The sequence below is a fragment of the Alkalibacillus silvisoli genome, assembly GCF_039521975.1.
GTDB classification, from domain to species: domain Bacteria; phylum Bacillota; class Bacilli; order Bacillales; family Alkalibacillaceae; genus Alkalibacillus; species Alkalibacillus silvisoli.
Genome location: NZ_BAAACZ010000017.1, coordinates 16,690 through 32,307 on the forward strand (window position 1 = coordinate 16,690; position 15,618 = coordinate 32,307).

Annotated in this window: 18 protein-coding genes, 1 pseudogene and 3 riboswitches; of the genes and pseudogenes, 18 read left to right on the forward strand and 1 reads right to left on the reverse strand. The window is 36.3% G+C overall.

Going from position 1 to position 15,618, the window contains the following annotated elements; translation table 11 throughout:
* Positions 1 to 69: 69 nt before the first annotated feature.
* The 3 genes from gcvH (at position 70) to ABDZ63_RS10355 (ending at position 1,208) form a co-directional block, all read left to right on the forward strand.
* Positions 70 to 453, forward strand: a complete 384-nt coding sequence (gene gcvH / locus ABDZ63_RS10345) for a glycine cleavage system protein GcvH (protein WP_343783448.1) — start codon at positions 70 to 72, stop codon at positions 451 to 453.
* 75 nt (positions 454 to 528) lie between these two features.
* Positions 529 to 891 (forward strand): toprim domain-containing protein, encoded by a 363-nt coding sequence (locus ABDZ63_RS10350; RefSeq protein ID WP_343783449.1) that lies wholly within the window; start codon positions 529 to 531, stop codon positions 889 to 891.
* A complete protein-coding gene (locus ABDZ63_RS10355; protein WP_343783450.1) occupies positions 888 to 1,208 on the forward strand; it encodes a thioredoxin family protein in 321 nt (106 codons plus the stop codon). Before ABDZ63_RS10350 ends, ABDZ63_RS10355 begins: the two co-directional genes overlap by 4 nt.
* Before the next feature lie 51 nt (positions 1,209 to 1,259).
* Here the strand turns inward: ABDZ63_RS10355 and ABDZ63_RS10360 are convergent, their stop codons facing one another.
* A complete protein-coding gene (locus tag ABDZ63_RS10360) occupies positions 1,260 to 1,685 on the reverse strand; it encodes a TlpA disulfide reductase family protein (protein ID WP_343783451.1) in 426 nt (141 codons plus the stop codon).
* A 92-nt stretch (positions 1,686 to 1,777) separates the two neighbouring features.
* Positions 1,778 to 1,888: riboswitch (SAM riboswitch) on the forward strand.
* A gap of 97 nt (positions 1,889 to 1,985) precedes the next feature.
* A riboswitch (SAM riboswitch) is annotated at positions 1,986 to 2,096 on the forward strand.
* An 88-nt stretch (positions 2,097 to 2,184) separates the two neighbouring features.
* Here ABDZ63_RS10360 and ABDZ63_RS10365 point away from each other — a divergent pair.
* The 15 genes and pseudogenes from ABDZ63_RS10365 (at position 2,185) to yunB (ending at position 15,281) form a co-directional block, all read left to right on the forward strand.
* The gene (locus ABDZ63_RS10365) at positions 2,185 to 3,210 is read left to right on the forward strand and encodes a methionine ABC transporter ATP-binding protein (protein WP_343783452.1); all 1,026 of its coding nucleotides are present in this window, start codon (positions 2,185 to 2,187) and stop codon (positions 3,208 to 3,210) included.
* Entirely contained in the window at positions 3,203 to 3,871 is a 669-nt protein-coding gene (locus tag ABDZ63_RS10370) for a methionine ABC transporter permease (protein WP_343783453.1), read from the forward strand. The genes ABDZ63_RS10365 and ABDZ63_RS10370 overlap by 8 nt, the downstream gene beginning before the upstream one ends.
* A gap of 66 nt (positions 3,872 to 3,937) precedes the next feature.
* A complete protein-coding gene (locus ABDZ63_RS10375; RefSeq protein ID WP_343783454.1) occupies positions 3,938 to 4,780 on the forward strand; it encodes a MetQ/NlpA family ABC transporter substrate-binding protein in 843 nt (280 codons plus the stop codon).
* Between the two features lie 208 nt (positions 4,781 to 4,988).
* Complete coding sequence (locus ABDZ63_RS10380; RefSeq protein WP_343783455.1) at positions 4,989 to 5,159, forward strand: YuzK family famiily protein; 171 nt, start codon at positions 4,989 to 4,991, stop codon at positions 5,157 to 5,159.
* Between the two features lie 394 nt (positions 5,160 to 5,553).
* Positions 5,554 to 6,339, forward strand: a complete 786-nt coding sequence (gene sufC, locus ABDZ63_RS10385) for a Fe-S cluster assembly ATPase SufC (RefSeq protein ID WP_343783456.1) — start codon at positions 5,554 to 5,556, stop codon at positions 6,337 to 6,339.
* A 19-nt stretch (positions 6,340 to 6,358) separates the two neighbouring features.
* Positions 6,359 to 7,666 carry a Fe-S cluster assembly protein SufD gene (gene sufD / locus ABDZ63_RS10390; RefSeq protein WP_343783457.1) on the forward strand — a complete coding sequence of 436 codons (1,308 nt, stop codon included), beginning with the start codon at positions 6,359 to 6,361 and terminating at the stop codon, positions 7,664 to 7,666.
* Positions 7,666 to 8,889: a cysteine desulfurase gene (locus tag ABDZ63_RS10395; protein WP_343783458.1), complete on the forward strand. Its 1,224-nt coding sequence runs from the start codon at positions 7,666 to 7,668 to the stop codon at positions 8,887 to 8,889. Before sufD ends, ABDZ63_RS10395 begins: the two co-directional genes overlap by 1 nt.
* Entirely contained in the window at positions 8,879 to 9,328 is a 450-nt protein-coding gene (gene sufU, locus ABDZ63_RS10400; protein WP_343783459.1) for a Fe-S cluster assembly sulfur transfer protein SufU, read from the forward strand. The genes ABDZ63_RS10395 and sufU overlap by 11 nt, the downstream gene beginning before the upstream one ends.
* A gap of 45 nt (positions 9,329 to 9,373) precedes the next feature.
* The gene (gene sufB / locus ABDZ63_RS10405; RefSeq protein WP_343783460.1) at positions 9,374 to 10,771 is read left to right on the forward strand and encodes a Fe-S cluster assembly protein SufB; all 1,398 of its coding nucleotides are present in this window, start codon (positions 9,374 to 9,376) and stop codon (positions 10,769 to 10,771) included.
* 235 nt (positions 10,772 to 11,006) lie between these two features.
* Positions 11,007 to 11,168 (forward strand): annotated as a pseudogene (locus tag ABDZ63_RS10410) (DapH/DapD/GlmU-related protein); the annotation flags it as partial.
* A gap of 164 nt (positions 11,169 to 11,332) precedes the next feature.
* Entirely contained in the window at positions 11,333 to 11,653 is a 321-nt protein-coding gene (locus tag ABDZ63_RS10415) for a GRAM domain-containing protein (protein WP_343783461.1), read from the forward strand.
* A 174-nt stretch (positions 11,654 to 11,827) separates the two neighbouring features.
* Positions 11,828 to 12,658, forward strand: a complete 831-nt coding sequence (locus ABDZ63_RS10420) for a sulfite exporter TauE/SafE family protein (protein ID WP_343783462.1) — start codon at positions 11,828 to 11,830, stop codon at positions 12,656 to 12,658.
* Positions 12,659 to 12,678: 20 nt separating this feature from the next.
* Positions 12,679 to 14,052 (forward strand): bifunctional metallophosphatase/5'-nucleotidase, encoded by a 1,374-nt coding sequence (locus tag ABDZ63_RS10425; RefSeq protein ID WP_343783463.1) that lies wholly within the window; start codon positions 12,679 to 12,681, stop codon positions 14,050 to 14,052.
* 62 nt (positions 14,053 to 14,114) lie between these two features.
* Positions 14,115 to 14,420: a YunC family protein gene (locus ABDZ63_RS10430; protein ID WP_343783464.1), complete on the forward strand. Its 306-nt coding sequence runs from the start codon at positions 14,115 to 14,117 to the stop codon at positions 14,418 to 14,420.
* Between the two features lie 75 nt (positions 14,421 to 14,495).
* Entirely contained in the window at positions 14,496 to 15,281 is a 786-nt protein-coding gene (yunB, locus tag ABDZ63_RS10435) for a sporulation protein YunB (RefSeq protein WP_343783465.1), read from the forward strand.
* Between the two features lie 59 nt (positions 15,282 to 15,340).
* A riboswitch (Lysine riboswitch) is annotated at positions 15,341 to 15,509 on the forward strand.
* Positions 15,510 to 15,618 lie beyond the last annotated feature (109 nt).

Below are 15,618 nucleotides of genomic sequence, written 5' to 3' on the forward strand. Positions count from 1 at the left end.
AATAATGCATTCAACTAAGGATTGTTGTATGATAAACTTGTGAATATTGATAATAATGGAGGGTCAGAAATGAGTTTACCAAAAGACTTACGTTATTCTGAAGAACACGAATGGGTAAAAGAAGAAGGAGAAAAACTACGTATAGGAATTACTGATTTCGCACAATCTGAGCTTGGTGATATCGTATTTGTTGAGCTTCCAGAAGAGGGCGACGAAATTGAGTTAGACGAGCCATTTGGTAGTGTTGAATCAGTTAAAACAGTATCTGAGCTTTATGCTCCAGTAACTGGTAAAGTAGTAGAAGTAAACGAAGAGCTTGAAGATAGCCCTGAGTTTGTTAACGAATCTCCATATGAGAAAGCTTGGATGATTGTTGTTGAACCAAGTGATCGTTCACAGCTTGATGATTTAATGGATGCAGATGCTTATAAAGAAATGACTGAAGACGAATAATATCTAAATAAACAAATTAGAGAGACTGATTCCAAGTAAGGATCAGTCTTTTCTATAAGTCATAGGTGTGAAAGTATGGATCAGTTAACTCAAGTTTTAATCGTCGAAGGTAAACAAGATCGAAAGAAATTAAATAAAGTATTAGCAAATGAAGAAGAAATCATTTGTACATTTGGGACGTTAAGTGCTTATGCATTGGATGAATTGATTGATGAGTATATGCTTTTTGATCGTGATGTATTTATTTTTACAGATACTGATGACTCTGGTGTGAAGTTACGAAAGTTATTAAACCAGGAGCTCTCACATGCGGAGAATTTATTCATCGACCCTAAATATCGTCAAGTTGAAGACACACCGGAATACGTGATAGCATCTATTTTGCAAGCAGCAAACTTTGATGTGAACTTAGAATATTTGAAAGGGTCTGAAACATGATGCAAGAAATTAGCCGAGAACAAGCGCAGTTTATTATACGTAAAAAGGACTACCACACATTATTCGTTAACAGCCCTTTTTGTGGGACGTGTAAAGTAGCTAAGCGGATGCTCACCTATATAGAAGAAACACTTGAAAGAGAGTGTTTTTTTGAATTGAATGCAACATTAGCACCAGATTTCATGCAGCAGTTTAATATTAAAAGTGTACCATGTTTAATTGTGTTTAAAGCTGGTGAGCCGGTAGAGCGGGTTTATACTTTTAACTCTGTACCCTATCTATTAAAAGAAATGGGACCTTACTTAATAGAAAAGTAGACTAAAGAAAAAGCCAAATAGTCATGAAGACTGGTTTGGCTTTAATCTAGGCTATTGAGTTGAAAAATACTGACCTACTATTTTAATCACTTCAACAAAGTCATCTTTATCCCCGAATCTTCCAGCAATATTACCATCTAAATCAATGACAATCGTCGTTGGCACAGAATCACATTCATATAGATCATATACTTCTCTGTCACGATCTTTCAATGTTGGTTGTGATAAAAATTGATCTTGGAACTTATAGGCTTCTTCTTCATCACGTTCACGAGCAGGTACATTAATCGTGATCATTTCAATGTTGTCATTACGCATCGTTTTATAGAATTGTTCTTTTTTGGGCATGTCTCTAGAACAATCAGGACACCATGAAACCCAAAATGTCAGAACGATTACTTTTTGGCCAATGACGTCTTTTAAATTAAACGTTTCATCACGGTCTAAATATGGTAATTCAAATAATGGTGCTTTCATTATCTCACCCTTTTAAAAATTTTTCTGAAATTGAATTGACGTAATTCATTACCTATGCTAACATACAATTTATCGAAAGTTGAATAATTAAATTCTTATCCAGAGTGGTGGAGGGAAAGGCCCTGTGAAACCCGGCAACCGTTATAGAACCGTCTATAATAGGTGCTAATTCCTGCAATGTTATTGACATTGTAAGATAAGATTGAGCTTAAGACTCTTTCTTGTTCTTACAAGAAAGTTTTTTTATTTATTAACACGTTAGTTTAGTAATGTGTGAAGTGATTAAAATATTATATAAATCTCTTATCCAGAGTGGTGGAGGGACCGGCCCTGTGAAACCCGGCAACCGTTATGGAAACGTCCATAATAGGTGCTAATTCCTGCAAAGCGATGAGCTTTGAAAGATAAGAGAACAAAAGGTTAGCCATTCTTAACCTCTCTGTTCTCTTACCTGAGCAGAGAGGTTTTTATTTGACTGTAAAACTAGGAGGGGAACGCATTGATTTCAATCAAGAACCTGTCGAAGGTATTTAATACAAAAGATCAAACGGTTCAAGCTGTTGATGATGTATCGATCAACATTCCAAAAGGGGAGATTTATGGTGTTATTGGTTACAGCGGTGCAGGTAAAAGTACATTTATCCGTTTAATCAATCGTTTAGAAGACCCAACTGAAGGTGAAATATTATTAAATAACCAAGATATTACAGCTTTACGAAAAGGTGAATTGAGAAAACAGCGCCAGAAAATTGGCATGATCTTTCAACATTTCAACTTACTATGGTCACGAACAGTTTTTGAAAACATCGCATTCCCTTTAGAAATCGCAGGTATATCAAAACAAGAGCGTGAACGTAAAGTATTAGAATTAATTGATCTTGTAGGCTTAAAAGGACGTGAACAATCTTATCCTTCACAACTAAGTGGCGGTCAAAAACAGCGTGTCGGTATTGCACGTGCACTAGCGAATGAGCCGACTGTGTTACTTTGTGACGAAGCGACATCTGCATTAGACCCAGAGACGACAGATGACATTTTGGATTTACTCGTTTCGATTAATGAGAAGTTAAATTTAACGATTATTTTAATTACACACGAAATGCACGTAATTCAAAAGATTTGTCATCAAGTCGCGGTGATGGAGCAAGGTAAAGTTGTTGAACAAGGTGAAGTGCTAGATGTATTCGTAAAGCCGCAGTCAAAGACAACGAAACGTTTCGTTCAACAATTAAGCCCATTAGAGCATCAAATAGATCGATTAAATCAATTTATTACAAATGATGAGCAATCTGAAGTGGTCAAACTTCACTTTATCGGAAATAACGCCAAACGTGCACTCATTAGTGAAGTTTCAAAACAGCTCGATGTAGAGATAAATATATTACAGGGTTCAATATCACCAACGCAAGAAGGTGCTTATGGCACGCTTTATGTTGAAATTAAAGGTAAGCCTAGTGTGATTCAAAACAGCATTTCTTATATTGAATCCTCTGGTGTGGAAGTAGAGGTGTTAAGACATGTTTAATGAATTATTCCCGAATGTACAAATGGATCATCTGTGGACAGCGACTTATGAGACATTTTATATGACGATCATCTCTGTAGTTGGAACATTTATATTTGGAATACTATTAGGTCTCTTGTTGTATTTAACAGCTCGAGGAAACTTGTGGCAGAATTCGATAGTTAATTCAATCACAGCAACTGTTGTCAATGTTTTCAGGGCGATTCCTTTTATTATATTAATTTTACTGCTATTCCCGTTTACTGACTTTTTAGTAGGGACTATTCGAGGGCCAGAAGCAGCATTACCAGCCTTAATCATTGGTGCTGCTCCATTCTATGCTAGATTAGTAGAAATTGCATTGAAGGAAGTAGATAAAGGAGTTGTTGAAGCAGCGCAAGCAATGGGGGCTAAAGCACACACGATTATTTTTAAAGTATTACTACCTGAGTCGATGCCAGCACTAATTTCAGGAATTACAGTCACAGCAATTGCGTTAATTAGTTATACAGCAATGGCAGGCGTGATTGGCGCTGGTGGGTTAGGTGACTTAGCTTATATGCAAGGGTTCCAAAGGCGTAATTTTGATGTTGTATTTCTATGTACTGTCTTTATTGTTGTTATTGTATTTATCTTTCAATTTATTGGCGATTGGTTCTCAAGGAAAATTGATCATCGTTAATAACAAGTTTGTGATCATGCAATCTTGTCATTATAAAGGATTTAAAAATGAGGGGAGTTATTTAAGATGAAAAAGTTTTTAACAGTATTATTCGTTTCATTATTAGCTATAACATTACAAGCTTGTGGTACAGGAGAGGCTGAAGGTGGAACAGATAGCGGCTCTAGTGATGAGCCAGTAGAAATTGTTGTAGGTGCATCCAATGTACCTCACTCTGAAGTGTTAGAAGAGGCTAAGCCGTTGTTAGAAGAAGAGGGCGTTATTTTAGAAGTAGAAGTGTATCAGGATTATGTGTTACCAAATGAAGATTTAGATAATGGCACATTAGATGCGAACTATTTTCAGCATATTCCTTATTTAGAGAGTCAAATTGCTGATGTAGGTTATGACTTTGTAGAGCTTGGTGGCGTTCATATTGAGCCGATGGGGATCTATTCTAAAAACGTAACAGACATTGATGAAATTGAAGAAGGTACAGAAGTGATTATGAGTCGTTCTGTTGCAGATCATGGTCGTATATTAACTTTACTACAAGAAAATGGTCTAATTGAAATTGACCCAGATGTTGATTCTGTTTCGGCTGAAATTGATGATATCGTTGAAAACCCATATAATTTAGAGTTTGACCCAAGTATTGAAGCTGGATTGCTACCTGAGTTTTATGAACGTGAAGAAGATGCGCTAGTTGCGATTAACACAAACTATGCTATTGAAGCGGATCTAATTCCAACTGAAGACGCTCTAATTATAGAAGGTTCAGATTCACCTTATGTGAATGTCATTGCTACACGTGCTGAAAATGAAGACTTAGAAGCCTTACACACACTAGTTGAAGTGTTACGTTCAGATGAAATTCAAACATTCATGGAAGAAGAGTACGAAGGTGCAATCGTACCTGTTAGTGAATAAGTTTCTTAGCAAATTTAGAGTATTTACGAAGAAATGAAAGAAACATATATGTATTATACAGAGAAAGGGTATGAACATCTTTGTGGTGTTCATACCCTTTTTTACACAAAATAATCAAGTTAAATGGGGTTTTTGAATCAACTTGTCACATGTTATCCTTAAAAGGTAAACAAAATGAAAGGATGATTTAGTCATTTTACAAATCGACATGAACTACACAAGTGATATGGAGAAAGCGATGCAGCAGTCTCATGGTATCGGATATCAGGAGTATAGTCGAAAATTAGATTATAGGCTAGCTGTTGAGAAGCAGAGAGAACAAGAGTATCTAAAATCACAAGTGATGGTTTCAGAAGTTGATCGAATGATTCACCGTTAGTATAATATATGACAAAACATTGTGATCGTTAATTAAATGCTAGTGATCGTGTAAAAACTTAAACAATTTCTTGTGAGTCTCAGTTATAACCTGAGGCTCATTTTTTATAATGACTTGATTGATCAACTAATTTAGAGAAATTCTGATTTTTTAGATGAAATCAATATATTTGACCTTAAGTTCCATAGTTTTACAATTATATAAGTACTATTTGTAACATCCAAACGCTTATCGTTTAAATTCATCGTATTTTTTACTATAATGGAGAAGGTAGGTATTGGTTGGTTATTCTTATTTGAATAAGTTGATAATAGTTTGGAAATGTTTTAAACTAATAATGATAATAAATTGAGAATGACCAGACATTGTAATAATAGAAATTGGAGGTATTCAAATGGCAGGATCAACTTTAGAGATTAAAGATCTTCATGTTGAAATCGAAGGAGAAGAGATTTTAAAAGGTGTTAACCTTACAATTAATGGTGGAGAATTCCACGCAGTAATGGGGCCTAACGGTACGGGTAAATCAACTTTAGCTAGTGCGATTATGGGGCACCCAAAGTATGAGATCACTAAAGGTGAAGTGCTTCTTGATGGTGAAGACGTACTAGAAATGGAAGTTGATGAGCGTGCTCAAGCTGGTTTATTCCTAGCGATGCAATATCCTAGTGAAATCAGTGGTGTAACAAACTCTGACTTCTTACGTTCATCTATTAATGCCCAGCGTGAAGAAGGTAATGAAATTCCTTTAATGCAGTTCATTAAAGAAATGGATAAAACAATGGATCAATTAGAAATTGATAAAAATATGGCGCAGCGTTACCTAAATGAAGGTTTCTCTGGTGGTGAGAAAAAGCGTAACGAAATCTTACAGCTAATGATGTTAAAACCAGCAATCGGAGTTTTAGACGAAATTGACTCTGGTCTAGACATCGACGCGTTAAAAGTAGTATCTCAAGGTATTAACCAAATGCGTGATGACAAATTTGGTTGCTTAATCATTACACACTACCAGCGCTTACTTGACTACATCACACCAGACCACGTACACGTTATGATGCAAGGTCGCGTTGTTAAATCTGGAGGCCCAGAATTAGCTCAACGTTTAGAAGCAGAAGGTTATGACTGGATTAAAGAAGAACTAGGAATCGATGACGAAACAGTTGGCCAAAAAGCGTAACAAGATAGGAGGGTAACGAATGGCTGTGGAAACACATTTACCTTATGACAAGCAGTATGTCACAGAATACTCTGAAAAACGAAATGAACCAACATGGTTTAAAGATATCCGCTTAAAGGCATTTGATTTAGCTGAAGAGCTGCCAATGCCTAAATTAGAAAAAACGCGCATTCGTAACTGGAATTTTACGAATTTCAAACACGATGTAGCAGGTAATAACATCGAAAGCTTTGATGAACTACCTGAAAAAATTCGTGTACTTCGAGGTGAAGGCGTTGAAGATCGCAACTTAATCGTTGTTCGTAATAGCGATGTTGCTTATGCAAAGTTAAGTGAAAACTTGAAAGCAAAAGGTGTTATATTTGAAGACATCTTTACAGCTATGGAAGAACACAGTGACTTAGTTCAAAAATACTTCATGCAAGATGGTGTTTCTGTTGATGAAAACAAGTTAACAGCACGTCATGCTGCGCTATTAAATAGCGGTGTATTTTTATACGTTCCGAAAAACGTAGTTGTAGATGAGCCAATTCAAGTGGTTTTCTGGCAAGAAGACAATGAAGCGGCGCTTTATAATCACGTATTATTAGTTGCTGACCAGCATAGTCAAGTAACATATGTAGAAAACTATGTTTCAAACAACGAAGAAGAAGAGACTGTAGCTAATACCGTAAGTGAAGTATTTGCTTTAGATGGGGCTAAAGTTTCTTATGGTGCCGTTGATAACTTTGCAAAAGGTACGACTTCTTACGTTAACCGTCGTGGAACAGTTGGCCGTGATGCAACATTAGAATGGGCATTAGGTCAAATGAATGACGGTAACACAATTTCTGAGAATATTACGAATTTAATGGGTGATAATTCATTATCACACGCTAAAGCTGTAACAGTAGGGCGTGGCAATCAAAGCCAGGACTTCACTGCAAATATCCGTCACTACGGTAAAGATTCTGAAGGGTATATTTTACAACACGGTGTTATGAAAGATCGTGCTTCATCGATCTTTAATGGAATTGGTAAAGTTGAAAATGGCGCAACTAGATCAAACGCTGAACAAGAATCTCGTGTGTTAATGCTTTCTGAGGGCGCGCGTGGAGATGCGAATCCAATTCTTTTAATTGATGAAGATGATGTTACAGCAGGTCACGCAGCTTCAGTTGGTCGTGTAGACCCACTTCAGTTGTTCTATCTAATGAGCCGTGGTATTAGTCAACAAGAAGCAGAACGTTTAGTTATTCATGGTTTCTTAGACCCTGTTGTTCGTGAAATCCCTATTGAAACAGTACAAAAACAACTTCGTGAAGTAATTGAAGGGAAAGTATATTAATGACAAACTTGGATCATGTTCGTAACCATTTTCCGATTTTAGATCAGGAAGTTAATGAACATCCATTAGTCTATCTTGATAGTGCCGCTACGTCTCAAAAACCGAAATCAGTAATTGAGGCGTTAGAGGACTATTACAATCGATATAATTCAAATGTTCACCGCGGTGTACACACACTTGGTTCTCATGCAACAGATGGTTATGAAGGTGCCCGTGAAAAGGTTAAAAACTTCATTAATGCACCAAGTATTAAAGAAGTAATCTTTACACGTGGTACTACAACAGCCATAAATACTGTAGCTTATAGTTATGCTCGTGAGAATTTAAAAGAAGGCGATGAAATTGTCTTAACGTTAATGGAGCACCATAGTAATATCATCCCTTGGCAACAAGCCGCAAAGGCAACAGGTGCTACTTTAAAGTATTTACCGTTACAAGAAGATGGAACAATTTCTCTTGAGGATGTACGTGAACTTGTTACTGAAAAGACGAAAATTGTAGCTATGACTCACGTATCTAATGTGTTAGGAACAATTAATCCAATTAAAGAAGTAACGGAAATTGCTCACCAAAATGGCGCAGTAACAGTTGTTGATGGGGCACAAGGTGTTCCTCACATGAGTGTGGATGTTCAAGATTTAGATGTAGACTTCTACGCTTTCTCTGCTCATAAAATGTGTGGTCCTACTGGGATTGGTGTTCTATATGGTAAAGAATCTCTTTTAGAGGAAATGGAGCCAGTTGAATTTGGTGGAGAGATGATTGATTTTGTAAACCTTCATGATTCAACATGGAAAGACTTACCTTGGAAGTTCGAAGGTGGTACTCCAATTATTGCAGGAGCTATTGGGTTAGGTGCTGCTATAGATTATCTAAATGAAATTGGAATGGAACAAATTGAAAAACATGAGCATGAACTGGTACAATATGCATTAGAACAGATGAATACAATCGACGGTATAACAATTTATGGACCTAAAGAACGTGCAGGGCTTGTAACATTTAACTTAGATGATGTTCATCCGCACGACCTAGCAACAGCATTAGATTCTTTAGGTGTTGCTGTTAGAGCTGGTCATCATTGTGCACAACCATTGATGAAACATTTACAAGTCGCTGCAACTGCACGAGCTAGTTTTTACCTGTATAATAATAAAGAAGACGTTGATGTATTTGTCGAAGGACTTAAGAAAGCGAAGGAGTATTTCGGCGATGTCTTTTAATAACCTAGATACACTATACAGACAAGTTATTATGGATCACTATAAAAACCCACGAAAACGTGGCAAGTTAGAAGGTGACCATATTACAGTCGAATTAAATAACCCTACTTGTGGTGACCGTATTGATTTACAGTTGAAAGTAGAAGATGGTGTTGTTAAGGATGCGATGTTTGAAGGGGAAGGCTGCTCTATTAGCATGTCCTCTGCATCCATGATGACACAAGTTGTTATAGATAAACCTGTAAAAGACGCCTTAAAAATTTCTGAAATGTTTTCAGATATGATGCTTGGTAAAGAAATGGAAGGCTATGATTTTGATATCGAAGAACTAGGCGATATTCAAGCATTACAAGGAGTCTCAAAGTTCCCAGCACGTATTAAATGTGCAACGTTAGCTTGGAAAGCAATGGAGCAAGGTGTTGAAAAGGACGAATCGTGAGGTAGTTTATTAACCTCGCATAATCTTTTGAAGGAGGGTGACATTATGGCTAAAAAAGCACCTGAAGTAGGTGATTACAAGTATGGGTTTAATGATCGTGACGTATCGATCTTCCGTACTGAAAGAGGCCTAACAGAAAACGTTGTTCGTGAAATTTCACGACAAAAAGATGAACCTGAGTGGATGTTAGAATTCCGCTTAAAAGCGTTTGAACAATTCCACAGTATGCCTATGCCACAGTGGGGTGGCGACTTAAATGAATTAGATTTTGATGAGATCACTTATTATGTTAAACCTTCTGAACAGACAGAACGCTCTTGGGATGAGGTACCTGATGAGATCAAGCAAACTTTTGACCGTCTAGGTATTCCAGAAGCTGAGCAAAAGTATTTAGCTGGTGTATCAGCTCAGTATGAATCAGAAGTAGTTTATCACAATATGGAGCAAGAACTTGAGGATATGGGTGTTGTATTTAAAGACACGGATACAGCGTTACAAGAAAATGAAGAGCTTTTCCGTGAATATTTCGGTAAAGTCATTCCACCATCTGATAACAAGTTCTCTGCATTAAACTCTGCAGTATGGTCTGGTGGTTCATTCATTTATGTTCCGAAAAATACAAAAGTAGAAACACCTCTACAAGCGTATTTCCGTATTAACTCAGAGAATATGGGTCAGTTTGAACGTACGCTAATTATTGTTGATGAGGGTGCGTCTGTACACTATGTAGAAGGTTGTACAGCACCAGTTTATACAACGAACTCATTACACAGTGCAGTTGTTGAGATCTATGTTCAAAAAGACGCTTATTGCCGTTACACAACAATCCAGAACTGGGCTAACAACGTTTATAACTTAGTTACTAAGCGTGCAACAGCTGGAGAGAATGCGACGATGGAATGGGTTGACGGTAACTTAGGTTCTAAGTTAACTATGAAATATCCAGCTGTCTTACTAAAGGGTGAAGGTGCTCGTGGTATGACACTGTCAATCGCATTAGCTGGTAAAGGGCAGCACCAAGATGCTGGTGCAAAAATGCATCACTTAGCACCGAATACGTCATCAACGATTGTTTCAAAGTCCATCTCAAAACAAGGTGGTAAAGTAACGTATCGTGGTATTGTACACTTCGGTAAGAAAGCAGAAGGTGCTCGTTCAAACATCGAATGTGATACGTTGATCTTAGATAACGAATCAACATCAGATACAATTCCTTACAACGAAGTGCTTAATGAAAACATTTCATTAGAGCACGAGGCGAAGGTATCTAAAGTATCTGAAGAGCAGTTATTCTATCTAATGAGCCGCGGTATTTCAGAGGAAGAAGCAACAGAAATGATCGTAATGGGCTTTATTGAGCCATTCACGAAAGAACTACCAATGGAATACGCAGTTGAAATGAACCGTCTTATCAAGTTTGAGATGGAAGGTAGTATTGGTTAATATTAATATAACTCTCCTCACGACAATTGTGATGGGTTATATAAGGCATGAGTTCTTAATGTGTGCCAATTTAATTTGACTTCTTTTATATAAGAGGCGAACTTTAAAGTTTGCCTCTTTCTTTTTAATGTTCAAGTTATCAATGAAGTGAAGTTGTATTTATCCTATAATTATTTTTAAGTTGAAATTTTAAGGGAAGATGCATGGTGAAAACTGAAAAAATAAGATGCTGGATGGATATAATATATGGATTGGTGGTGGTGCAATAGTAAACCCAGGTGTTCATGTAGGAAATAATGTGGTAATCGCATCCGGTGCAGTCATTACAAAGGATATAGAAGATAATGTATTTGTTGGTGGTAATCCTGCGAAAATAATTAAACAGATTGAAACATAATTTAGCGGCCTATAACGATGATGTGCCTAAATCCCCTTGTTGTATTTATTTGCTGTAAGATCTTTATTCAATTAGTATATTTAGCATATTGAACATCCTCTTTATAAAGGTATAATAGCAATTAAGAAGAAAATACTGGAACTATTATGAGAGGAGAATTCAAAATGGATGAAACTATTAAGCAAGGGCTTTCAAACTTATGGAAAGGTAAAGAAGCTGTTGGCGGAAAACTATTTTTAACTAAACAACATTTGACGCATCAACCACACAAGGCGAATATTAAAAAAGAAAAAGTAGTTATAAAATTAAGTCACATTAAAAATATTGAGTTTTATACAAATAAGGTTTTTGGGGTTCCTTTGATGAAAAACGGGTTAAAAGTTATTTTAAACTCAAATGAAATATACTTCTTTGTTGTAAATAAAAGAGAAGAATGGAAAGAAGCAATAGACCATTTGTTAAGTGAACAAGTTGAAATGATGTGAAGAACTGTATGTGAATATGTATAAATATTTTAATTGGTTGATCATCTTAATAGTATGGTATGATAGTAGGCGTGAGGTTAACCTTACGCATTTTTTAGTTCTCCGAGATTGTCGAGAGATTGGGCTACATAAATATCAACAATGTAAATCTTCTAAGAATGAAGGGATATCGTAATGGTTTTTATTATAATGTTTATTATCGGTTTATTGAGCTCCTTTGTTGGCAGTATTGCTGGATTAGGTGGGGGAGTTATTTTTGTTCCGGTGTTACTATTTTTTGCTGAGTTCAGTGATAGCTTCTCGTGGGTAACACCTCAAAATGTTGTCGCGATGTCATTAATAGTGATGATCTTCACAGGTCTATCATCCACATTAACTTACTTAAAGCGTAAACGAGTTGACGTATTTAGTGGTTCATTATTTTTAATAGGAAGCATTCCAGGAGCTTTAACAGGCGTATATATTAATCAATTTGTTCATCTTGATACATTCCAGTTATACTTCGGTTTACTCATGTTATTCGTTGTCAGTATGTTTTTTGTTAAAAAGAAAGCAGTTAATGAACCGACAATCCCTAATATGAAAACAGGGCGATTTCAGATTACAAGAACATTTGATTTATATGGGAAAAATACAACCTATTCGTATTCAGCTATTTTAGGTATATTCATTGCCTATTTTGTTGGTATGATGTCTGGATTATTTGGCGTTGGTGGAGGCTCATTAATGGTTCCAGCTATGATTTTATTATTTGGTTTTCCAGCCCATATTGCCGTACCAACTTCTATGTTTATGATTTTCTTCTCTAGTGTCGTATCATCTAGTGCACATATTGCAGCAGGTCATGTGTTGTGGGCATTTACCTTAGCTAGTATTCCAGGTGCTTGGCTAGGTGGTTATTTAGGAGCTGTTGTGAATCAACGTTTAAATAGTCAGGTCATTGAGTGGATTTTAAGAATTGTTATGATTATAATCGGCATAAGATTAATAATACAGTCTTTCTAGAATGAAGGGGATTAATCTGTATGAATGAAGAGATCCATTTATATTTCACAAGTGACTTACATAGCCATTTTCAATACTGGCCACATATTATGGCTTCTATTAATGAAAAAATAGAAAACCATGAACAGAACGATGAATTTTACTTAATATTAGATAATGGGGATCATATAGACCGTGTTAACCCAATTACTGAGGCAACGTTAGGTGAAGCCAATGTTAAGTTATTAAACTTAGCTAATTATGATGTCGTCACTCTTGGGAATAATGAAGGCATTACTTTACCTAAAAGCGGCCTTTATCATTTATATGATGAGGCAGAGTTTGAGGTTGTTTGTGCTAATTTAAAGCCGCAGTATGAACATAAGCCGAACTGGTTAAAGGCTTATAAAGTCCTTACGACAAATAATAACACGAGAATCGGGGTAGTCGGATTAACTGCACCATTTAAAACGTTTTATGAGCAATTAGATTGGCATGTTGAAAAACCCTTTACCGTTTTAGATGAAGTGATTCCTCAACTTAAAGCGGAGTGTGACATCATTGTTTTGTTATCACACTTAGGGATTTACGATGATGAAGCTATTTCAGAAAAATATCCGATAGATGTGATCTTAGGTGGGCATACACATCATCTTCTTGAAGAAGGAAAGGTGACAAATGGTACAATCATCAATGCTGTAGGTAAACAAGGTAGGCATTATGGTTATATTAATGTTTCATACAATAAAGCTAAAAGACATGTCGAGTCATTAGTTGGAGAGGCTATTCCAATCTCACCTCAAATTGATGAAGCTACACTAGAATACTTAAATGAGTTAGAAATACAAGCAAATCAACAGTTAAATCAAGTTATAGTAAACTTAAGTCAGCCGTATGAAATCAGTTGGTTTGAAGAGACGCTTATCATGAAGTCTTTTGTTAATACTTTAAAGGAGTGGACAAAGGCTGATGCAGCTGTCTTAAACTCAGGGGTATTATTAAAAGGGTTTAATACAGGTTCAGTTACTAAGAAAGACATTCATGAAAGCTGCCCACACCCGATGAATCCTTGTACAATGGTTTTAACGGGGGATGAATTAATCGAAACGGTGAAATTATTTGAAACAGAACGATTTACTAATTTTAAGCTAAAAGGCTTAGGTTTTAGAGGTCAAGTTATTGGGAAGATGATATATTCAAATATTGATTTTGAGTATAATCATTATTCTAATCAAATACAAAAGGTCTATTTAAACGGAGAAATCGTTGACCCAGCTAAAAAATACACGATTGCAACAGCAGATACATTTTCATTCCCATGGCTGATTCCACCGATCTCCCATGTAGATGAGAAAAAGTATTTTATGCCAGAATTTTTAAGAGATGTATTAGAGAAGTGTTTGTCTGAAAGGTAAAATTATGACAGGCACTTCTTTTTTATAAGTTCATAACTTATAAAAGAAGGAGGTTGGTGTCATTGATTCACGTAGAGCCTATCTGGATTGAAGATGGCGCATTTACCTTTACTCATGTTGAATTACCAAAGACAGATTTACTAGTTATTTCTAATGACATCGGGTATATTATGTGTGGCGCTTTAGACGTTGACTTGCTGAACAACAAATTACATGACCGCCAAATTGTTGCAGCGCGTGCGGTAGGCGTTCGTAACCGAGATGAGTTGTTATATGCCCCTTTACAAAAAGTAACGAAGTACGCTGAAGAGAAGTACGGATGGTATGAAGGCATGATTGGTAAGCAAGCATTAATGAATTTAAATTAAATTTTTGGACCCTCCAACATTTAATACATGCCCCCCTAAACCTAAGCATACAGTTTAGGTAGAGGGGGTTTTTACGTGCGTCGATTCAAACCAAGAACATTTAACAAAAGAAAACCCAAGACGTTAAGTCAAATCCTCATGCTCACATTTGTTTCTTTCATTGTTGCCATTATATTATCAGTCTGGATTATTAACAGAGGAATTGAGCCGACTTTAATTGAAATCGCTGAAACAAAAACCAATCAATTTGCAAGAGAAGCTATTAATGAAGCGGTTAGTAAGAGAATAGCAGATGATTTAGAAGCTGATGAATTAATTGACATTGAAACAGATGGTGATGGAAATATTGTATCTTTAAATTGGAATAGTGTCGTAATTAATCGTGTGTTACGTAATACGACGTTTCGTGTTCAAAACTTCTTAAAAAGAATTGAACGAGGTGAAATAACGCCAGAAGAGACGTTGAACTTTGATTTAGATGATGACATTATTATTCAAGAGGATACTGTAGAAGAACATAGAGCGATTGTGAGGATCCCGATCGGTCAAGCAACCCAAAATGCTTTATTAGCAAACTTAGGGCCTCAAGTACCCGTTCATTTCAGAGTGATCGGTGATGTGCAATCAGATGTAGAGAGAAGAGTTACGGAATACGGAATCAATAATGCGATGATTGAGTTAGATATCCATATTCAAGCTAATGTGCAAATCGTTATACCGTTTGCGACGAAAACAACGCAAGTAGAAACAAATGTGCCAGTCTATGTTGGCGTTGTGCAAGGGCAAGTGCCTGATTTTTATAACCAAGGAGCTTCTGATTCTCCAAATGTTTCTATACCATTTAGGGATTTACAAGATTAACTTGACATGGTATATTAACTTTTGTGTTAAAAATTAAATATAAGCAAGACCTTATCTATCGATGAGGTAGAGGTGCGCTTAGTATCAGTAACATATGTGAGGATGACAACAAGGATCATATGTGAAAGGGTTAAGTGCCGAAATGCTCATTTAGTCGTTATTTGAGCATTGGTGTATTTCTGAATAAGGGGTACACTCTCGCGTGAGAAGCGGGGAGCTACTGATCGAGAAATAACCGACTTTCAAAAGTAATGGTAGATTTCTCTATCATTACTTTTTTTTGGCTTCACGCCGAATTGATAAAAGCGGAGTTCTCGAATAATAACAAGGAGGGGAA